The following is a 20,303-nucleotide window of genomic DNA, read 5'->3' as shown; positions in this document are numbered from 1 at the left end:
ACGACGAGGACGACGAGGACGAGGACGAGGACGAGGACGACGGGACCGGCCAGACGGCCGGGCCGCCGTCGAGCGCGACGCGGAGCGCACGCGTCACCGCCGCGACATCCGACGCCGAAACCTGCTCGAGTGGTTTCATCCCGAACCGCAGCCGATCAGTAGTGCCACGGGTACGGGCCCCAGTCGGGCTCGCGCTTCTCGAGGAACGCGTCGCGCCCCTCGACGGCCTCGTCGGTGCCGTACGCCAGGCGCGTCGCCTCGCCGGCGAACACCTGCTGGCCGACCATGCCGTCGTCGACCGCGTTGAACGCGAACTTCAGCATGCGCACCGCCGTCGGGGACTTCGTGAGGATGGTGCGCGCCATCGCGAGCGCCTCTCGTTCGAGGTCGGCGTGCGGCACGACGCGGTTCACGGCCCCCATCTCGTAGGCGCGGTCGGCCGAGTACTCCTCGGCGAGGAAGAACACCTCGCGGGCGAACTTCTGGCCCACCTGGCGCGCGAAGTACGCCGACCCGTAGCCCGCGTCGAAGCTGCCGACGTCGGCATCCGTCTGCTTGAACCTGCCGTGCTCGCGGCTGGCGATGGTGAGGTCGCAGACGACGTGCAGCGAGTGGCCGCCGCCCGCCGCCCAGCCCGGCACGACCGCGATGACGACCTTGGGCATGAAGCGGATGAGTCGCTGCACCTCGAGGATGTGCAGGCGCCCGACGGCCGCGTGCCCGTGCGGGTCGGCCGTGCCGCCGGCGCCGTCGCCGTCGACGATCGCCGTCTCGGCGTCGGAGTACTTGTAGCCGTCACGGCCGCGGATGCGCTGGTCGCCGCCGGAGCAGAACGCCCAGCCGCCGTCCTTCGCGCTCGGCCCGTTGCCCGTGAGCAGCACGACGCCGATGCGCGGGTTCGTGCGCGCGTCCTCGAGCGCACGGTAGAGCTCGTCGACCGTGTGCGGGCGGAACGCGTTGCGCACCTCCGGCCGGTCGAACGCGATGCGGGCGATGCGCCCGTCGGTGGAGTGGTGGTACGTGATGTCGCTGAACCCACCGGAACCGGTGACGGATGCCGCGACGTCCGTCCACTCGCTCGCGTCGAACAGTTCGGAAACCTCGCGTGCCATGCCCACCAGCCTATTCCCGGCGGCGGAAGCACCCCGCCGGACCAGGACGACGCACGCTCAGGCGGGGACGGACGACCCGTCGGGCGGCAGGCCCGCCCCGCCGGTGAGGAACCACACGACCGCGGCGTACGCGATCGAGCCCACCCAGATCGCCCCGTAGGTGAGCGGGATCAGTGCGCCCACGACGAGCACGAGCCCGATGACGGCGATCAGCACGTTCCGCCCGGCGGAGTCGCGCACCTCGGTGGCTTCGACGCCGAGCGAGTCGAATCCGTCGGACATGTGCACCCCCAAGTCCGTCAACGCTAACAGACCCCGACCCGCTGGTTGGAGATGCATGAGAATCCGCGCCAGGGCGGGCTGAGGGGGCGCCTGATCCGGATCTTCATGTGTTCTTCCCGAGACACACGACGAGCGGATGCCACGGACTCCGCGGGAGGGCTCCCACGATGACACGATGGGAGGGTGACCGACGACGACGCCGCATCCGTGCCGCCCCTGTCCGACCTGCTCGCCACGGCCAGGGTGGTCGCGCTTCCGCTCGTCACGCGGTTCCGCGGCATCGACGTGCGGGAGGCGCTGCTCCTCGAAGGGCCCCAGGGCTGGACCGAGTTCTCGCCGTTCGCCGAGTACGACGACGCCGAGGCATCCGCCTGGCTCGCCGCCGCGATCGACTACGGCTGGAACGCGCCGCCGCCCGCCGTGCGCGACCGCATCGCGGTGAACGCCACCGTGCCCGCCGTCGACCCCGACAGCGTGCCCGCCGTGCTCGCGCGATTCCCGGGCTGCCGCACCGCGAAGGTGAAGGTCGCCGGCGGCGACGAGACCCTCGAACAGGAGGTCGCCCGGGTGCGTGCGGTGCGCGAGGCGCTCGGGCCCGAGGGACGCGTGCGCCTCGACGCGAACGGCGGCTGGAACGTCGACGAGGCCGAGCACGCGATCCACGCCCTCGCGCCGTTCGACCTCGAGTACGTCGAGCAGCCGTGCCCGACCGTCGACGAACTCGCCGAGATCCGTCGCCGCACGAAGTACATGGGCATCCCGATCGCGGCCGACGAGAGCGTGCGCCGTGCCGACGACCCGCTCGCGGTGGCCGAGGCCGGCGCCGCGGACCTCCTCGTCATCAAGGCGCAGCCGCTCGGCGGCATCCGGCGCGCCCTCGACATCGTCGCGCGCGCGGGCCTGCCCGTGGTGGTCTCGAGCGCACTCGACACGAGCGTCGGGCTCGCGATGGGCGCGCAGCTCGCGGCATCCGTGCCCGAACTCGACTACGACTGCGGGCTCGGCACGGCCTCGCTACTCGCGGCGGATGTCACGCGCGACCCGCTCGTGCCCCGCGACGGCACGATCGACGTTCGCCGGGTCGACCCCGACCCCGCACTCCTCGACCGGTACGCCGCCGACGCCGAACGCACGGCGTGGTGGCTCGCCCGGCTGGAGCGGTGCCACGGGCGACTTGTCCCGAGCTGATCGGGGCTGATGTCCCGAGCCGACGCAGGGCTGGCGCTGACCGACGACGCGGGTCAGCACCGATGTCCCGTCCGCGTCGCCACGGCACGGTTGTGAGGTCGGCCGGAATCGGCCGAAGAACCGATCGAGAGGGACACGCATGTTCTCACGGACACTGACCAACATCACCGCAGGCATCGCGCTGGCCGCCTTCGGCGTGCTCGGCACGGGTGTCGCCGCCTACGCGCACGAGTGCTACAACCCGAACCGCTCCGAGCAAGGCAACGCCAGCGCTTCGCACTCGCAGGCGTGGTACACGCTCGACGTCGCGGAGGCGCTCACCGCGGAGCTGCCGCCGGAGCTGGCCGACTGCGTGTTCGACGCGTACGTCGACAGCGGCGCACCCGCCACGTTCACCATCATGGTGAAGGGCGCCGTCGGGCAGGACGGCACGATCGCCTCGAACAACCCGCACGACGAGAAGGCCGCCGACGGCCAGGGCATCGACGAGATCTTCGCGGCGTACGGCGAGGAGATCATCGGCAGCTACACGGCCTGCGGCCTGGAGTTCTGACCGACGGCGGCACCGCGCGCATCGAGGGAACGTGCGTGGTCGTGGCATCCGGAATTGCGTGGTTCCCCGTACCAGCCCCCACGGCCCGGCCTCCACGCTGGTTGTACCAGCAACCACCACAGGAGGATGAAATGGCACTCTTCATGGATGTCCACGACCGGGTCGAGGGCCTCACGGCCGAGGCGGTGGCCGGCGCGCACGCCAGGGACCTCGAGGTCCAGGGCCGCTACGGCGTCGACTACCGGCAGTACTGGTTCGACGAGGGCTCCGGCAAGGTGTTCTGCCTCGTCGACGCCCCCGACGCCGAGGCCGCCACGCGGGTGCACCGCGAGGCGCACGGGCTGGTCGCCGACCGACTCGTGCCCGTGCAGGAGGGATGAGGCTCCGGATGCTTCGTCCCGAATTCCGCCCGAGCATTCCTCGAATCGCGCGATAATCCCATCATGGCGATGACCGACGAGGTCACGACGAATCGCGCGACCAGTCGACGCCTGGTCGGACGCGAGCGCGAACTCGCGCGACTCGAGGCGCTGCTCGGCGACGCGACCGCCGACCATTCGGTGCAGACCGTCTTCATCGAGGGCGAAGCGGGCGTCGGCAAGACACGCACGGCGCAGGAGTTCGCGTCCCGGGCTGCGGCCCGGGGCGCGAACGTCCTCGTCGGGCGATGCGTGGCCTACGGCGAGCAGATCCTGCCGTACGCCCCGCTCGTGGAACTGCTCACGGATCTCGTGCGGCGTCGTGGCGCGGCCGAGGTCATCCGGCTCGCCGGTCACTCGGCGCCCGAGTTGGCGAGGTGGATCCCGGCGCTGGCGGACTCCGTTCCGGTTTCCGAACCGACGCGAGCGAGTGCGAACCTGCTGTTCCGTGCGGTGAGCGCGGTGATCGACGGTCTCAGCGCCGAAGCACCCGTGGTCGTGATCGTCGAGGACCTGCACTGGTCCGACCGGTCCACCCTCGAACTCGTCACGCTCCTCGGCAGTCACCTGCGCGGCGACACCCTGCTGGCCTTCACGGTGCGCACCGACGAGCCGCCCCACGATGCCGCCGTGACGCGGTTCATCGCCGAGTCGGGTCGGCGATCCGGCCAGCACGTCGTGGTCGGGCGACTCACTCGTGACGAGCAGGCGCTGCAACTCAGCGACATCCTCGGCGTCCCGCCGCACACCGCACTGCTCGACGACATCTACGGACGAGCCGAGGGCAACCCGTTCTTCGCCGAGGAACTGCTGGTGCTGGGATCGAGCGGCGAGCTTCCCGCCACCATCCGGGACCTGCTGCTCGCGCGGCTCGAGGAGCTCGCGCCTGCGACCCGGCAGGCGTTGCGCGCAGCATCCGTCATCGGCCGCCGGGTTCCGCACCGCCTGCTCGAGCGCGTCTCCGACGTGCCCCCGTCCGCGCTCGACGCCGCGCTGCGTCCTGCGGTCGAGCACCACGTGCTGCTGACCGAGTCGGGCGACGGCGGCTCCTACGTCTTCCGGCATGCGCTGCTGCAGGAGGCCATCGCCGGTGGGCTGCTTCCCGGCGAGTCGGCCCGGCTCCATCGGCGCGTCGCCGAGGCGCTGACGGATTCGCCCGAGCTCGCCGCCGACCCTGCGTCGATCGCCGGTCGCATCGCGCGCCACTGGGACGCGGCCGGCGACGGGCCACGCGCGCTCACCTCGGCAGTGGTCGCCGCTCGAGCAGCAGCCCGTGCACTGGCGTTCACCGAATCGCTCTCCCACTACGAACGAGCGGTCGTCCTGCTCGACACCCTGCCCGACGAGGACATCCACCTCGACGCTCCCTGCTACCGGGTGCTCTGGTCGGCCGCGGAAGTCGCCCACCTGGCCGCATGCCCGCAGCGGGCCGCGGAGCTGGCGCGCCGCGCGATCGACGCCGTCGATCCCGCCGAGCAGCACCACCACGGATACCTGCATGAGCGGCTCGGGCGCTACCTCTGGATGGCCGCCGAGGGCGAGGACGCGCTCGCGGCCTATGAGCGGGCCGTCGAGCTCGTGCCGGCCGAGCCGCCGACCTCGTGGCGGGCCGCCGCCCTCAGCGGATACTCGCAGATCCTCATGCTCGGCGGCCGGTTCGGCGAGTCGCTGCCGATCGCCCGGGAGGCGATTCGGCTCGCCCAGCGGGTGGGAGCCCGATCGGTCGAAGGCCACGCGCGCAACAACCTCGGCGTCGACCTGTCGTACCTCGGCGAGCTCGAGGAGGGCATCGCCGAGATCCGGACGGCGCAGCGCATCGCCGAAGAGGAGTTCGAGGACGTCGACGACATCGCGCGCGCCATCGTCAACCTGCACTCGGCGCTGTACGACGCCGGGCGCATGACCGAGGCGGCGGACGTGTCGATCGACGGGATCGACCTCGTGGAGAGTCTCGGCCTGCGGGAGCGCAAGGGCGTCTGGTGCCGATGCGATGCGGCCGAGGCGCTGCTGCACCTCGGGCGCAACACCGAGGCGACGCAGTTCCTCGACGAAGCCGACGCCCTGGCGCCCGCGGGCGTCGACGCGGTGCGCGTCGACCTCATCCGGGGCAGGCTGCTGTTCCGACTGGGCGACCTCGGCGGTGCTCGCTCTCGACTCGACGCGGCGCGGCACGCGGGGGCCCGGCTGATCGACACCCAACTGCTCGGGCCGCTCTACGCGACGCTGGTCGAAGTGCTCGCGGCCCAGGGCGCGTTCGACGAGGCATCCGCCACAGCCGACGAGGGTGCGGCGAAGCTCGGCGACGAGGAGCACGCCGTGTTCTCGGTGCCGCTGTTCACCGCAGCGGCCTCGGCTGCCGCGGCCGCCGCCGCTGCCGTGGGTCCACGCGACCCGCGGCTCGGAGCCGACGAGGTGCGAACATGGGTCGACCGCGCCGGCGCGGCACTCGCACGATCGCGCTCGGTGAATCCCGTCGTGATCGCCGACGACGCGGTCGCGCGGTGCGAGCTGACGGATGCCTCGGGCCGCCCGGATGCCGAGGGGTGGCTCGCCGTGGCCGAGCAGTGGCTCGAGTTGCAGGACCCGTTCCGCGAGGCGCAGGCGCGGCTGCGTGCGGCGAGCGCGCTCCTCGCCACGGGCGGCGACCGCGCGTCGGCGGCGCAGGAGTTGCGCGCAGCCTGGACCACGGCCGGCCGCATCGGCGCCGTCCACGTTCGGCGTCTCGCCGAAGATCTGGCGAAGCGCGCCCGCATCGCGCTGCACGACGATTCGCGCGAGGGCCGGCCCGATACGACCGACGACCCGTACCACCTCACCCGGCGCGAGCAGGACGTGCTCGCGCTCGTCGCCGAGGGTCTCACCGACCGGGCCATCGGCGGGCAACTCTTCATCAGCCACCGCACCGTCGAGCGGCACGTGTCGAACCTGCTGGCGAAACTCGGCGCGGGCCGCCGCTCGGAGCTCACCGCGATCGCGCACCGCGACGGCCTCGCGCTGCGCACCCCCGCCGCGGGTTGAGGAGGGCACACCCCAACCCGCGGCGCTGCGTGCTACCAGAGCACGATCACGATGGGCACCGACTGCGAGTCCGCGTACCCCTCAGCTCCGTCGAAGGTCACCGTCAGCACGTGCACCCCGGCGCCGAGCTTCGGCAGCTTCACCTCGAACCCGCCGTCGGTCTCGGTGCCCACGAGCGCCGTCGCGATCGCAACGTCGCCATCGAACAGGGTGACCGTGCCCACGGGCGCCGCGCCGTCTGCGGCAGAGACCTGACCGGTCACCTTCACCGACGACCCGGCCTTCGCGAACACCTTGTTCGGCACGGCGACGACCGAGGTCGCCGTCGCGGGCGGCTCCTGCTCGTCGACGAGCACCGCGGCGGTACGCGCCGGCAGGGTGAGCGACCCGGTCGCGGCATCCCACTCCGTGGCCTTCACCACCGGGTCGGCGCCCTCGGCGAGCGCGTCGGCCAGCTCGAACGACCGGCCGGCGAGCCCGGCGATCTGCTCTTCGATCACCGCGGGCGACGCGTTGAACACGACGAGCGCACCTTCGAGCGACGGGTCGACGTCCTCGCCGATGAGGTCGTCGATGAGCATCACGATGAGCCCGTCCGTGGCATCCGCCCCGCTGTTCGGGAACGACACCTTCTCATTGATCAGCGACGCCGATCCCAGCCGCAGCAGGTCGACCTCGTCGCGCACGCGCAGCAGGTCGAGGGCGGATGCCTCGGCGGCGGCGATGTCGGCTGCGGTCGGCTTGAGGGCGGGGTCGGCGAGGAGCGGGGCCATGGTCGCCCAGTTGTCCTCGTTGTCGGCGGCGGGCGGAAGGCCCGATCCGAACGTCGACTCCTGGCCGGTCCAGTCGATGCGGTTGAACCAGTCGCCCGAGTTGTAGCTGTTGCGATCGAGCGACTTCGAGCGCAGCAGCTCCGTGCCGGCATGCCAGAACGACGGCGTCTGCGCGAACGTGACGGTCGCGAGCGACAGCGTGTTCATGCGCACGCGGTCGGCCATCGACGTGCCGACGGGCAGCTTCAGCACGCCGAGGTCGTACAGCGTCTCGTTGTCGTGCGCGTCGACGTACGTGATGACCTCGTCGGGCTGGTCGGCGTAGCCGGCCGGCGACCCGTTGTAGTCGACGTCGGCGCCGGTCTTCAGCACGCCATCGGAACCGACGAGCTCGACGTCGCGCAGGTTGCCCGCGAGGCCCACCCTCACGAGATCGGTCTGCTGGCCGAGGTCGCGCGTGCCGTCGCGCACGGGGTGGCCGTTCGGGTCGCCCGCGAGACCGGTGCCGAAGCCCTGGTCGAAGATCGACTCGCCGACGACGGGGCTTCCGCCGTGCACGCCGTCGCGGAGCCGGTCGTTGAACGTCCCGATGCCCGTGCCGCCGAGCTGGCCCTGCGTGGCCTGCTCGAACCGCGCGTTGTTCGCGACCTCGCCGAAGTTCCAGCCCTCGCCGTAGAGGTAGACGGCCGACCCGTCGACGCCGTCGGCCTCGAGCGTGAGCTCGTCGAGCGCCGCCCGCACCGCGAGCATGTTCTCCTTCGAGTGGTGCCCCATGAGGTCGAAGCGGAACCCGTCCACCTTGTACTCGGTCGTCCAGAGCACCACGGAGTCGACCATGAGCTTCTCGGCGACCTCGTGTTCGGTCGCGATGTTCTGGCAGCATGTCGAGGTCTCGACGGCGCCGAGGGCGTTGAGCCGCTGGTAGTAGCCGGGCACGATGCGGTCGAGCACCGACTTCTCGCCCTGACCGGATGCCGCGGTGTGGTTGTACACCTCGTCGAGCACGACCTGCAGGCCCATGCCGTGCAGCGCTCCGACCATCTCACGGAACTCGCCGACGCGCGCGCCGCCGTTCGGGTCCACCGCGTAGGAGCCCTCCGGCGCCTGGAAGTGGAACGGGTCGTAGCCCCAGTTGAAGCCGTCGAGGTCGCGCACCGCGTCGATGCAGGCCTGCTGCTCGGGTGACGCGGGGCCGAACGACGCGAGGTCGCACGCCGGGGTCGCCTGCGCGGCCCGGTCCTCCTCGATCGTGGCGATGTCGAACGTGGGCAGCAGGTGCACCGTGTTGATGCCCGCCTCGGCGAGCTCGCGCAGTTGCGCGGTGCCCGCGGAGTCACGCGTGAAGGCACGGTAGGTGCCGCGCTCGGCCTCCGGCACGCTCTCGTCGGTGATCGAGAAGTCGCGCACGTGGAGTTCGTAGATGGCCCGGTCGACCGGGCGCTCCACGACGGGTGCGGGCGTCTCGGCCCACTGCTCGGGGGCGATCGACTCGTCATCGAGGTCGACGATGACCGTGCGCGCCGAATTCGTCGTGAGTGCGACGGAGTACGGGTCGGTCACCGAGTTCGTCTCGATGGCGCCCGTCGTCGGCGCGAACACCTCCACGCGCCAGCGGTACTCGTCGCCGACCGACGGCCCGACGACGCTCCACGTGCCGTCGGCGGCATCGAAGGAGGCGGCGATGAGGTTCGGGTCTCCCACGCCGCCCGCCGGCCACACCTCGAGCGTCACCTGCTGCGCGGTCGGCGCCCAGAGCCGCAGCGTCGCCTCCATGCCGGTCACGGTCGCACCGAGGGGCACGGATGCCACGGCGTCGGCGTAGAGGTCGTCGAGCACGCCAGGCACCTGCACGCCCGTGAAGGCCGTGAGGGTCGCATCCGTCGTCTGCGACACCGCGAGCTGCTCGGTGAGGAGCTGCTGTACCGCCGCGCGGTCGATCCCCACCGGATGCAGCGCGAGGAAGCCCTCGAGGTGCGGGAACTCCGCGAGCTGCGCGTCGGTGAGACCGGCCGGGTCGAACGCGAGCTCGACGGCGCCGTCGCCGCCGCTCACCGCGCCGTCAGCCACCGCGAGCGCGGCCGACGCCGAGTGCTCGAGCGCCCAGGCCGCCGAGTCGGCGGATGCTCCGCCGAGCAGTTCGGCCGGCCACGCGATCGTGTCCTCGCTCACCCAGTGCGCGCGCAACTGCCCCGTGCCCGCGAGCGGCGGGTCGGTCACGACGATCTCGAGCACGTGCGTCGCGAGCGTGTAGCGGAACTCGACGAGCTTGCCGTCGGTCGCGGTGAAGGCGTAGTTCGCGCCGCCGGGCGCGCCGCCGACGCCGTAATTCTCGTCCCAGCTGAGGCCGTGGGCGACCTTGACCTCGTAGTTGCCGCCGGGAATCGACGACGTGGCGAACGTGTACACGCCGTCCTTGTCGCCGTCCTGCATGAGCGACGCGAGGCAGTCGGGCTGCCAGTCGCCGGGGCATCCGATCTCCGACTGGAAGCTGCCCGGCAGGGTCACGACCGGCCCTTCGGCGGTGGAGGAGGCGACCTTCGTGTTCGGGTTCCAGAAGAACGTGATCGGCCCGCCCGGGTGCGAGTAGGTGATGTTCGGGCCGTTCTGCTCGCCGTTCGCCCCGTAGTTGAGGTCCCAGTTGCCGTTGATGGCGACCTTGTACTCGTAGTCGCCGGCGGGCAGGTCGAACGCGCCCGCGTAGATGCCGTCGGCGCGCAGGGTCAGCTTCGCGGCCTCGCAGCCGGGCGTCCAGTCGCCTGGGCACCCCATCGCGGCGTTGTGGCTGCCCGGCACCGTGACGAGGTCGATCGGCTGCTCCGGTTCCTCCTCCTCGACGAGGTTCACCGCGTTGCCGACCGACGCGTAGGTCGACGCGGCGGCGCGCTGGCCCGCGGCATCCGTCGAAACCGCGCGGTACTCGATGAGCGTGCCGTTCGCGAGCCCCGCCGTGTCGTGGAAGACGCGGGGGCTCGTGTCTTCAGCCGTGCCGAGTGCGTGCCACGCGTTGTCGCCCGCGCCCGCGACCCGCCACGCGAAGCTCGTCTCCTGCCAGGCGGCGTCGGCCACGTCGGCGGCGACCGGCGTCACTCCGGTCACGCCGGCGCCCGCGACGGGCACGGCGACCGAGATGGCGGATGCCGCGTCGGGGGCGGTCACCGGCCGGTCGGCCGTCCACACGACCGTGCCGAGCGGCGGCACCGTGATCGACACCACGCCCGAGGCATCCGCGGTCACGGCCTGGCCGTCGCCGTAGATCACCTCGAACGCGCCGTCGCCCGTGAGCGTCGGCACCTGCACGGTGCGCGGCTCGTTCGCGTTGTTCGCCGCCACGAGGTATTCGACTCGCTCGGTGCGGTCGACGCGAGAGAATGCGTAGACGCCGGCGCCGTTGTCGACATAGCGCTCGATCTGGGCACCGGTCGCGAGCGCCGGATGCGCCGCGCGGAGGTCGGCGAGCGTGGCGATGTGCTGGTAGAGCGGCGCGTCGGTGCCGAAGCGGTCGACGCTGCCGGCGGTCTCGCCCGTGACGAGCGGCTGGTTCTGGTACTCGGCGACCTGGCTCGCGAACAGCGTCTGCCGTGCACTCTTGTCTCCGCCGAGGCCCGCGAAGCCCTGCTCGTCGCCGTAGTAGACCACGGGCTGGCCGCGGGTGAGGAAGAGCAGCTCGTGCGCGAGCTCGTCACGCGCGAGCGGGGCATCCGTCGACTGCAGCATGTAGCCCACGCGACCCATGTCGTGATTGCCGAGGAAGGTCGGCAGCGCCGTGGCCGACGAGTCGGGGGTCGTATAGTAGTCGTCGCCCGCGAAGAGCGACTGCAGGTTCTTCGCCGAGTTCCCTGCCGCGAAGCTCACCGCCTGCGACTGGAACGTGAAGTCGAGCACCGAATTCATGTCGGTGTTGCGCACGTACGGGCTGAGCTTCGCGGGGTCGGCGTCGTACACCTCGCCGAACATGAAGAAGTCGGGCTTGTTGACGGCGGGCGAGTGCGCATAGTCGAGCACCTGCGTCGACCACTGCTCCCAGAACTCGGGGTTCACGTGCTTCGCGGTGTCGATGCGGAAGCCGTCGATGCCGAGGTCGATCCAGTCCCGGTAGACGGCGACGAAGCCGTTCACGACCGTCGGATGCTCCGTCATGAGGTCGTCGAGCCCGTCGAAGTCGCCCAGCGTGACCGACTCACCCGACCACGTGGTGTTGCCGCGGTTGTGGTAGAGCGTCGGGTCGTTGAGCCACTCGGGCGCCTTGAGATCGGCGTCCTCCGCCGCCACGGTGGGCGTGTACGGGAAGCTCGTCGCCGCGTCGAGCGGCGGGAACGCCGGCGCGCCGGCGCCCGCGTAGTCGGCCGGGTCGAAGACGTTGCCGTCAGCGTCGCGGTACGGCTCCGTGCCGACGTCGACGTAGTCGTACTGGCCCTCGGTGTAGTCGATCACGTCGGCGGTGTGGTTCGTGATGATGTCGAAGTAGACCTTGATGCCGCGGGAGTGGGCATCGGCGATGAGCGCCTCGAGCTCGGCGTTCGTGCCGAGGTGCGGGTCGATCTGCGTGAAGTCGGTGATCCAGTAGCCGTGGTAGCCGGCGCTCGCGTTCGCCCCCGTGCCCTGCACGGCGCGGTTCTTGAAGCTCGGCGTGAGCCAGATCGCCGTGGTGCCGAGACCGTCGATGTAGTCGAGCTGCGAGCGCAGGCCCGCGAGGTCGCCGCCGTTGTAGAAGCCCTTGTCGGTGGGGTCGTACCCCGTCGCGAGACGGTCGCCCGTGAGGCCGCCCTCGTCGTTCGTGGGGTCGCCGTTCTCGAACCGGTCGGTCATGACGAAGTAGAACACCTCGTCGCTGCCGAGCTGGCGCACGGGATCGGCCACGAGGGCCGCGTCGGATGCATCGTCGTACGCGCCGCGCAGGGCGGTCGCCTCGAGGCCGACGCGGTGCTGGGCGTCGTCGAACACGATGCGCACGGGCGTGTCGCCCGCGACGGTGAGCGGGATGTTGTCGCCGCCGCCGTTCAGTCCGTAGGACTCGTCCCACGTGTCGTTGACGGCGACCTTGTACTGCCAGGAGCCCGCCGGGATCGTGAACTCCGCCGCGAACACGCCGGGCGTCGCCGTGGCGATGAGCTCGGTCGCGGCGCAGTCGGGCTGCCAGTCGCCGGGGCATCCGAGTTCCGACTGCAGGTCGCCCACGAGCGCGAACGTTCGCGGCTCCTCGGCGGCCGCCGGCATCACCGTGCCGACGACCGCGGCGGACGCCGCCAACACCCCCGACAACAGCAGGGCGACCCAGTTTCGGACACGAGCGCGTTGCGTCATCCTTGACTCCCCGAATTCCGGCACGACCCCGTGCCACCGACGTTGCTCGCGACGGTAGCAGCGCGGCTCGCGTTAATGCAAGCGCTTACAGAGTTCCTTCCTTGGAGCGTCGCGCAGCGGCAGCTCCAAGGGCTCCAGTTCTGAAAACGCTCTCACCGGCGATAATCGAGCATGGCCGCCAGCGCGCATCGCCCAGCACCCATTCACGTCGACGAGGAGGAGCTCGTCGACCTGCGCGATCGCCTGCATCGCACCCGCTGGCCCGAACCACTCCCCGCCGCGCCTTGGGAGGCCGGCACCGACCTCACCGCACTGCGCGAGCTCTGCCGGAGCTGGGCCGATGACTACGACTGGCGCCCGCATGAGGCGTGGCTGAACAGCCTCGACCCCATCGCGGTGCCCGTCGACGGCGTCGACCTGCACGTGTTCCGGGCCTCGGCGGGCAGGGCCGACGCGATCCCGCTGCTGCTCATGCACGGGTGGCCCGGGTCGATCGTCGAGTTCCGGCACGTCATCGAGCCGCTGACGAACCCGGGCCGCGGCGAGGCCGCGTTCGACCTCGTCATGCCGTCGCTTCCCGGCTTCGGCTTCGGCGGCAAGCCCGCGGAGCCCGGGTGGGGCGTCACCCGCATCGCCGAGGCCATGCACACGCTCATGACCGCCGAGCTCGGTCACGTGCGGTACGGCGTCGCCGGCGGCGACTGGGGTGCGATCATCGGGTCGCGACTCTCGCAACTGCATGCCGATTCCGTGATCGGCTACCACACCAACCTGCCCCTGGTCAGCGTGCACCGCACGCCCGCGTGGGCCGACGACGCCGACGAGCACGAGCGCGACCTCCTCGCCCGATGGGCTCAGACGGATGCCACGGGCCGGGCGTACGCCCAGCTCCAGTCGACCAAGCCGCAGTCGCTCGCGATCGCGCAGACCGACTCGCCCGCCGGGCTCGCGGGCTGGATCCTCGAGAAGTTCCACGGATGGAGCGACGGCGGCCTCGACGCCTTCACGCCCGACGACCTGCTGACGAACCTCATGTTCTACTGGGTCCCGCGCTCGGTCGCGTCATCCGCCATGATCTACTACGAGTCTCGGCTCGACCCCGAGGGGCGCGTGCACCCCGTGCCCGAGGTGCCGACCGCCGCAGCCGCCTTCCCCGCCGAGATCAATCCCGCCACGAGGCGGTGGGTCGAGCCGAACTACCGCCTGGCGCGCTACACCGACATGCCGCGCGGCGGGCACTTCGCGGCGCTCGAGCAACCCGAGCTCTACGCGAGCGATGTGGGCGAGTTCTTCGCCGTGCTCACGCGCTGAACGTCGTCGCGGACGCCGGATGGCTCGACCGCGGCCCACGCGCCGTGATTTGATGCCCCCATGTCCAGACTCGTGCTCACCGTCATCGGCGACGACCGCGCCGGATTCGTCGAGACACTCGCCCAGACGATCACCGCCCACGACGGCAACTGGGAGCAGAGCCAGATGGCCGAGCTCGCCGGACAGTTCGCCGGGATCGTCGTGGTCACCGTGCCGAACGAGCGAGCCGACGAGCTCCGCGCCGCGCTCGACGCCCTCGAGGGCCTCATGGAGGTGACGACGCACCCCGGATCCGACGAGCCGTCCACGCCGAGCGAGACATGGTCGCACCTGCGCATCGACCTCATCGGTAGCGATCACCCGGGCATCGTGCGCGACATCTCGGCGGCCCTCGCCCGTCATGGGCTCAGCATCGAGACGATGTCGACCGAACGGCGGGATGCCCCGATGGCCGGCGGACGGCTGTTCGAGGCGCACCTGGTGGTGCGCGTGCCGCCGGGGGTCGATCCGCACGACGTTCGCGACGACCTCGATCGCACCGCCGGCGAGCTGTTCGTCGACCTCACCGTCGGCGAGGCCTGAGCCGATGCCGGTGGCAGGCGTCCGGCAGCCGAAGTCGGAGGCCGACGTCAGATGAGGCGCGCGAGCATCATGTCGCGCTGACGCTCGGTGCGGAGACGCTCGGCCTCGCGCCTGCGCTCGTGCAGTTCGGCGAGGTGCTCACGGCTGCGCCGGAGCTCGGCGGCGCGGCTCCACTCGAGGAGCGCGAGTCCCACGCGGCGAGAGAGGCGCTCGACCAGCGTGGCGTCGCGGTGCGGTGCGACCGGCACCGAGCCGGTGGCGAAGAGCGGGGTGGCCATGATGACTCCTGGGGTTCGTTTCCTGACCCGTTTCGGGGCCTGAATCTGTTCTACGGCGAACCACCGTCGCCGGACATCCGCGGTACTACGCAGATCTCATCGTCGGACTACTGAGATCACGCGAGCACGTCGCCCGCACGTCGGGCGGCCTCATGCCGTGACGACACCCCCAACTTCGCGAGGATCGCGGCGACGTGGGTGTCCACCGTGCGCACCGAGAGCACCAGCCGCTCGGCGATCTCGGCGTTGGTGCGTCCCTCGGCCAGGAGCCGCAGTACGTCGACCTGTCTGCCCGTGAGTCCGGCAGGGTTGCTGCGGGTCGGCATGGAGGGCCCGCGTGGGATGCTCCGCGTTCCGCGATCGCGCAGCTCGCCCCGCACGCGGCGGGCGAGCGGCGCCGCGCCGATGCGATCGAGGATGGCGAGCGCGGCCAGCAGGTCCGCCTCGTGCGGACTCTCGGCCAGGGCGGATGCCTCGTGGTAGGGGCATCCGATCGACCGCCACAGCTCGGCCGCACGCTCCCAGTCGCCGCGGGCCTGCACCGCGAACGGGTGATCGCCGACGGGCGCCTCGACCGGCTCCCCCGCGCGCCGGAGCAGCGACGCGAGCTCGGCCTGCAGGCTCGACGCCCGACGCCGAACCGCCTCGTCGTACACCGGACGGGCGATCGCGCGGGCCTCGGCGAGGTCGCCGCGGAGCAGCGCGACCTCGGTCAGGCCTGCGGCGACGGGCCCGGTGCGCTGCAGGTCGCCGAGTCGATCCGCGATCCGGCGTGCGTCCTCGAGCATCGCCTCGGCACCCGCGTCTCCTCGACGGATCCCGACCAGCCCGCTGACCACCAGGGCGGCCACCTGCGAGTGCGGCAGTGCGTCGCCCGGGAACCTGATGGCGGCGAGGGCGGCCTCCCACTGCGCCCGCGCGAGGTGCAGTCGCGCGCGCTCGACCTGCTGGTAGATCCACAGGCCCACGACCTCCGTGCGTTCGGAGAATTCGAGGGCGGGAGCGAGGTACTCCTCCGCGAGCTCGAGTCGGTACTGGTCGAGCAGGGACCAGACCAGGTTCACGTGCGCGCGGGCGGCGTCGTCGGTGAAGTTGCCGGCGGCCGCGATGTCGGCCGCCTCGAGGAGTTCGCCGATTCCCACATCGCGGTTCTGGAACAGGTGCGCGGTGCCCAGGTTCGTGAGCGCATGCGAGAGTGCACGGCGCTCGCCGGCCTCGCGGGCGAGCGAGACCGCGCGCGTGGCGAGCTCGATCGTGCGGGGCAGGTCGTGCGCGAGCATGGCGAGTTGCGCCTCATTGCTCACGGCCAGCGCCAGGAGTCCCCGGTCCTGCGAGGTCGCGAGCACGGCGGATGCCTCGGCGGCGGCCTGCTCGGCCTCCGCACGGTGGCCCGACAGCCACTGGAATCTCGAGAGCCACCGCAGACTCTCGCCGAGTGCGGCGGGATCGCCCTGCTCCCGCCGCAGGCGTACAGCCGCGAGCTGCGACTCGACCGCCTCGGGCCCGTTCCCGATCGTGTACACCTCGATCGCCGCGGCCTGAAGCAGGTCGGCGCGCTCGGCATCGTCGTATCGGTCCGCTTGAGCGAGCGCGGCGAGGTAGTGCGCCGCCGCCTGCCGGTGCGCCCCGCTCCCTGCCGCGTCGCGAGCGGCACGCGGCGCCCACCGCACGATCGCGTCGACGTCACCGGCCTCGGCGGCATGCGACGCGATGCGGCCCGGGTCGGCGCCCAGCTCGACCAGCACCGTCAGCACGCTCGCGTTGAGCTCGATGCGGCGCGAGGCGGGCAGGGCGTCGACCACGGCACGCCGCGTCAACTCATGCCGGAACTGCACGGCGTCGGGGCGCACGATGACCAGTCCCGCCTCCTCCGCCGCGCTGAGCGCACCCGGTCCGCCGGGCACGAGGCGGGCCAGCTCGGCCGGGCCGACGACCGAGGGAATGACAGCGAGCTGTTCGACGAGTCCCTGGGTCACGGGGTCGAGGCGTCGCAGCCGTGCGGAGACCGCGTCGACCACGGTCGGCGGCACGCGTGCCGCATCCGCGGTCGCCACGAGTTCGCTCACGAAGTACGGGTTGCCGCCCGTCAGGTCGTACACGCGCCCGGGGTCCAGCCCGAGCGGCGCCGTGAGCGTGCCGACCGCGTCCGTCGACAGCCGACTCAACGCAAGATGTCGCACGTGGCCGCGGAGGTCGCCGAGCACTCCCGCGAGCGGATGTCCGCGGTCGAGTTCGTCGTCGCGATACGTCAGGACGAGCACCCCCGGAATGCCGTCGATGCGCCGCGCGAGGAACCGCAGCGCGTCGAGCGTCGCCTCGTCGGACCAGTGCACGTCCTCGACGACGAGCACGGTGCCGGGCACGGAGGTCAGCTCCTCGTGGAGGGCGTCGAAGACCTCCTCCCGGTCACCGCCTCGGAGCGCGGCACGGAGACGGACCCCGACCACGGGGATGAGGTCGCGCAACGGTCCGAGCGTGCGCGGGGTCGACAATGCGTCGCATGCGCCCACCAGCACGCGGCATCCCGGCGGCGGCTGGTCGCGCAGCGCGCTCACGAGGCTCGACTTGCCGATGCCCGCCTCGCCGTGCACCAGCACCACGGATCCGTGGCCCGCCGCCGCGGCCTTCGCCGCTTCGCCGAGTGCGGCGAGCTCCGGCTCCCGCTCGAGCAGCCTCATAGTGCGATGGTGGTCGGTCGCGCGCGCGAGCGCAACGAGTGATCAGAGCCCGGAGTAGGCGTGCAGTCCCTTGAAGAACAGGTTGACCACGGTGAAGTTGAAGAGCACCGTCGAGAAGCCGATGATCGCGAGCCACGCCGACCGCGACCCGCGCCACCCGCGGGTCGCCCGCGCGTGGATGTACCCGGCGTAGACCACCCAGATGATGAAGGTCCACACCTCCTTGGTGTCCCAGCCCCAGTACCGGCCCCACGCGGCCTCGGCCCAGATCGCGCCGGCCATGAGCGTGAACGTCCAGAGGATGAATCCGATGATCGTGACCCGGTACGCGAGGTTCTCGAGCGTCGCCGAGTCGGGCAGCGTCGCGAGGAACGACTGCTTCACGGCCTCGGCCGACGCCACGAGCGTCTCGCGTCGCGACTGCAGGAGCTGCACGACCGACAGCGCGAACCCGAGCGCGAAGAAGCCGACCGAGGCGGTGGCGACGAACACGTGGATGACGAGCCACGCCGACTGCAGCGCCGGAGGCAGCGGCACCACGCTCACGTAGAAGTTCACGGTGGCGACACCGAGGAGCACGAGCACGAGGCCCGTCACGAAGGTGCCGAGGAAGCGCAGGTCGTGTTTCGAGACGACGAGCACGAGCAGGTACACCGTCGTGATGACGAGGGTGCCGGTGAGCGCGAACTCGTACATGTTGGCCCACGGCACGCGCTCGGCGGCGATGCCGCGCGTGACGTCGGCGGCGAGGTGCAAGAGCCACGCGACGACCGACATCGCGACGGCGACCCGCAGCGACGGCGAACGGCCGTAGGCGACGGCACCGTTCGCCGAGCCCGTCGAAGCCGGTCCGCCCGCGGCACCCGGCCCGGCGTTCGCTGAGCTCGTCGAAGTGAGCCCGCCCCTCACGGCCGCTTCGACCGGCTCAGCGACCGGTGCCGTTTCGACGCTCCGGGCGACCGACGCGGTCGCCGCAGCCGACCGTCGCGCCAGGTCGATCGCGTACGCGATGAACGCGATCGCGTACACGGCCATGGCCGAGTACACGAGGGTGATGGAGATCTGGTCGAGCGTCACTGTTCTACCTTACGTCGAAGGATTCGTGCGATCATCGGCGGTTCCCGCGTGCTTGTCGGCGAACGCCGCGACGGCGTCCTCGAGACCCGGGTCCTCGCCGCGCGCCAGGCCGGCGTACTCGAGCACGACCGACCCGTCGGGCCGGCGTGCGGCCTTCACCCACATCCGGCGACGCGGCACGAAGAGCGAGACGAGGAGCCCCGCGAGGATCAGGATCGCGAACACGAGCACCCAGCCCTGCGACGGGTCGTTGTGGATGTCGAAGCTGGCGAAGCGCGAAACGCTCTGCGAGTAGTCGTCGGCCGCGGCATCCGGGTCCGCATTCTCGAACGTGATGGAGCCGAGCGCGTTCGGCAGGTCGACCGTGTCGCCGGGCATGAGCTCGATCGAGTCGACCCCGGTGGAGCCGCCGGTGAGCTGCTCCATGCTCGACGGGTCGAGCGTGTACACCGAGGTGGGAGTGCCCTCGTCGATGCCGAGGTCCCCCTGGTAGACGTTGAGCGTCAGCACCGGGTACACGAGGTCGGGGTAGCTCGACGTGTAGGCGCCGGAGGGCAGTGTCGTCTGGGTCGGATAGAGGAAGCCGACCATGCCGAGCTGGTCGTCGAGGCCGTCGGGCACCTTCACGACGCCGATCGACGTGAGGTTGGCGTCCTGCGGCAGGAACGGCACCGAGTCGGTGAACACGACGTCGCCGTCGGGGTTGCGCACCGTGATGGTGGGCGCGTACCCGTTGCCGAGCAGGTACACGTCGGTGCCGTGCACGCGCAGCGGCTCGTTGACCTTGACCACTCCCGACTCCGCCTCGCCGCCCTGCGCCTGCACGGACACGCGCGCCGTGAAATCGATCGGCTGGCCGATGGCGTCCTGGTTCTGCGTCTCGTACACCGCATCGAGCTCCTCGAGCGAGAGCCGGTACGGATCGAGGTTCGCGTCGTCGAAGAAACGGCCCGGGTTGAACGAATCGTAGGCGGCGAGCGTGTTCACGAACGACTGGCCCTCGACCACGACCCGTTGGCCCGAGAACCCGAAGCCGCCGCCGATGCCGACCGCGACGAGCACGCCGAGGAGTGCCGTGTGGAACACGAGGTTGCCGGTTTCGCGCAGGTAGCCGCGCTCGGCCGAGACGGATGCCTCGCCGCGCAGCTCGTAGCGCTCGATCCGGTACCCGGCCTGCTTGAGCTGTGCCGCCGCGGCGTCGATCGCGGCATCCGCCGCTGCGTTCGTTCCTTCGACAGGCTCAGGGACCGAGATCGAAGCGGTCGCCCCTTCGACAGGCTCAGGGACCGCCAGCGGCCGCTCGGTGTACCCGGCCAGTCGCGACAACCGCGCCGGGGTGCGCGGCGGCCGCGCCCGCAGCGCCTCGAAGTGGTGCTTCGTGCGCGGGATGACGCAGCCGATGAGCGAGACGAAGAGCAGCAGGTACACCGACGAGAACCACACCGACGTGTAGACGTCGAACATCTGGAACGAGTCCAGCACCGGCGCGAGGTCGGGGTTGTCGGCGAAGTACTGCGAGACGCCGTTCGGGTCGCTCGAGCGCTGCGGAACGAGGGAGCCCGGAACGGCGGCGATGGCGAGCAGCAGCAGCAGGAGGAGCGCGGTGCGCATGCTCGTGAGCTGCCGCCAGGCGAACCGGAGCCAGCCGACGAGACCGAGCTTCGGCTGGGTCGCCGGTGCCGCATCGGAGGGCCGCCGGGCGGCGTCGATGTGGTCGTCGGGGCGCGACAG

The 20,303-nt window shown here is 71.3% G+C and carries 13 protein-coding genes; 6 read left to right on the top strand and 7 right to left on the bottom strand.

Annotated features, from left to right (window positions below; all coding sequences use genetic code 11):
• Window positions 1-155 precede the first annotated feature (155 nt).
• Window positions 156-1,112, bottom strand: coding sequence for a 1,4-dihydroxy-2-naphthoyl-CoA synthase (locus ACVFI9_RS01725; protein WP_474764322.1), 957 nt, complete (start codon window positions 1,110-1,112; stop codon window positions 156-158).
• A gap of 57 nt (window positions 1,113-1,169) precedes the next feature.
• Complete coding sequence (locus ACVFI9_RS01720) at window positions 1,170-1,394, bottom strand: hypothetical protein (protein WP_474764321.1); 225 nt, start codon at window positions 1,392-1,394, stop codon at window positions 1,170-1,172.
• Window positions 1,395-1,577: 183 nt separating this feature from the next.
• Between ACVFI9_RS01720 and ACVFI9_RS01715 the strand changes: the two genes are divergently transcribed.
• The 4 genes from ACVFI9_RS01715 to ACVFI9_RS01700 all read left to right on the top strand — a co-directional run bounded on the left by ACVFI9_RS01715 (window position 1,578) and on the right by ACVFI9_RS01700 (window position 6,572).
• Window positions 1,578-2,582 (top strand): o-succinylbenzoate synthase, encoded by a 1,005-nt coding sequence (locus ACVFI9_RS01715; RefSeq protein WP_474764320.1) that lies wholly within the window; start codon window positions 1,578-1,580, stop codon window positions 2,580-2,582.
• 139 nt (window positions 2,583-2,721) lie between these two features.
• Entirely contained in the window at window positions 2,722-3,135 is a 414-nt protein-coding gene (locus tag ACVFI9_RS01710; RefSeq protein WP_474764319.1) for a hypothetical protein, read from the top strand.
• A 131-nt stretch (window positions 3,136-3,266) separates the two neighbouring features.
• Window positions 3,267-3,515, top strand: coding sequence for a DUF4242 domain-containing protein (locus tag ACVFI9_RS01705; RefSeq protein WP_474764318.1), 249 nt, complete (start codon window positions 3,267-3,269; stop codon window positions 3,513-3,515).
• 63 nt (window positions 3,516-3,578) lie between these two features.
• Window positions 3,579-6,572 carry an ATP-binding protein gene (locus ACVFI9_RS01700; protein WP_474764317.1) on the top strand — a complete coding sequence of 998 codons (2,994 nt, stop codon included), beginning with the start codon at window positions 3,579-3,581 and terminating at the stop codon, window positions 6,570-6,572.
• A gap of 32 nt (window positions 6,573-6,604) precedes the next feature.
• On the opposite strand, the gene pulA is transcribed toward ACVFI9_RS01700, so the two are convergent.
• Complete coding sequence (gene pulA, locus ACVFI9_RS01695; RefSeq protein ID WP_474764316.1) at window positions 6,605-12,646, bottom strand: pullulanase-type alpha-1,6-glucosidase; 6,042 nt, start codon at window positions 12,644-12,646, stop codon at window positions 6,605-6,607.
• A 171-nt stretch (window positions 12,647-12,817) separates the two neighbouring features.
• Here pulA and ACVFI9_RS01690 point away from each other — a divergent pair, with 171 nt between their 5' ends.
• Together ACVFI9_RS01690 and ACVFI9_RS01685 are read left to right on the top strand one after the other, a co-directional pair.
• Window positions 12,818-13,957 carry an epoxide hydrolase family protein gene (locus tag ACVFI9_RS01690; protein WP_474764315.1) on the top strand — a complete coding sequence of 380 codons (1,140 nt, stop codon included), beginning with the start codon at window positions 12,818-12,820 and terminating at the stop codon, window positions 13,955-13,957.
• Window positions 13,958-14,017: 60 nt separating this feature from the next.
• On the top strand, window positions 14,018-14,539 hold the full coding sequence (locus ACVFI9_RS01685) for a glycine cleavage system transcriptional repressor (protein WP_474764314.1): 522 nt from the start codon (window positions 14,018-14,020) through the stop codon (window positions 14,537-14,539).
• A gap of 47 nt (window positions 14,540-14,586) precedes the next feature.
• On the opposite strand, the gene ACVFI9_RS01680 is transcribed toward ACVFI9_RS01685, so the two are convergent.
• From ACVFI9_RS01680 to resB, 4 genes are all read right to left on the bottom strand, one after another.
• Window positions 14,587-14,817 (bottom strand): hypothetical protein, encoded by a 231-nt coding sequence (locus ACVFI9_RS01680; RefSeq protein WP_474764313.1) that lies wholly within the window; start codon window positions 14,815-14,817, stop codon window positions 14,587-14,589.
• 116 nt (window positions 14,818-14,933) lie between these two features.
• Window positions 14,934-17,495 (bottom strand): ATP-binding protein, encoded by a 2,562-nt coding sequence (locus tag ACVFI9_RS01675; RefSeq protein ID WP_474764312.1) that lies wholly within the window; start codon window positions 17,493-17,495, stop codon window positions 14,934-14,936.
• A 42-nt stretch (window positions 17,496-17,537) separates the two neighbouring features.
• A complete protein-coding gene (ccsB, locus tag ACVFI9_RS01670) occupies window positions 17,538-18,530 on the bottom strand; it encodes a c-type cytochrome biogenesis protein CcsB (protein WP_474766352.1) in 993 nt (330 codons plus the stop codon).
• 51 nt (window positions 18,531-18,581) lie between these two features.
• A complete protein-coding gene (gene resB / locus ACVFI9_RS01665) occupies window positions 18,582-20,303 on the bottom strand; it encodes a cytochrome c biogenesis protein ResB (protein ID WP_474766350.1) in 1,722 nt (573 codons plus the stop codon).

It is taken from the genome of Agromyces sp. NSFZ (assembly GCF_056156205.1).
The sequence above is the reverse complement of the archived record's forward strand: the minus strand, read 5'-3'. Positions and strand labels throughout refer to the sequence as shown.

Coding starts and splice junctions, on each gene's coding strand:
- ACVFI9_RS01725 (WP_474764322.1), bottom strand. CDS start 1,112: ATGGCACGCGAGGTTTCCGAACTGTTCGACGCGAGCGAGTGGACGGAC.
- ACVFI9_RS01720 (WP_474764321.1), bottom strand. CDS start 1,394: ATGTCCGACGGATTCGACTCGCTCGGCGTCGAAGCCACCGAGGTGCGC.
- ACVFI9_RS01710 (WP_474764319.1), top strand. CDS start 2,722: ATGTTCTCACGGACACTGACCAACATCACCGCAGGCATCGCGCTGGCC.
- ACVFI9_RS01705 (WP_474764318.1), top strand. CDS start 3,267: ATGGCACTCTTCATGGATGTCCACGACCGGGTCGAGGGCCTCACGGCC.
- ACVFI9_RS01700 (WP_474764317.1), top strand. CDS start 3,579: ATGGCGATGACCGACGAGGTCACGACGAATCGCGCGACCAGTCGACGC.
- pulA (WP_474764316.1), bottom strand. CDS start 12,646: ATGACGCAACGCGCTCGTGTCCGAAACTGGGTCGCCCTGCTGTTGTCG.
- ACVFI9_RS01690 (WP_474764315.1), top strand. CDS start 12,818: ATGGCCGCCAGCGCGCATCGCCCAGCACCCATTCACGTCGACGAGGAG.
- ACVFI9_RS01685 (WP_474764314.1), top strand. CDS start 14,018: ATGTCCAGACTCGTGCTCACCGTCATCGGCGACGACCGCGCCGGATTC.
- ACVFI9_RS01680 (WP_474764313.1), bottom strand. CDS start 14,817: ATGGCCACCCCGCTCTTCGCCACCGGCTCGGTGCCGGTCGCACCGCAC.
- ACVFI9_RS01675 (WP_474764312.1), bottom strand. CDS start 17,495: ATGAGGCTGCTCGAGCGGGAGCCGGAGCTCGCCGCACTCGGCGAAGCG.
- ccsB (WP_474766352.1), bottom strand. CDS start 18,530: ATGGCCGTGTACGCGATCGCGTTCATCGCGTACGCGATCGACCTGGCG.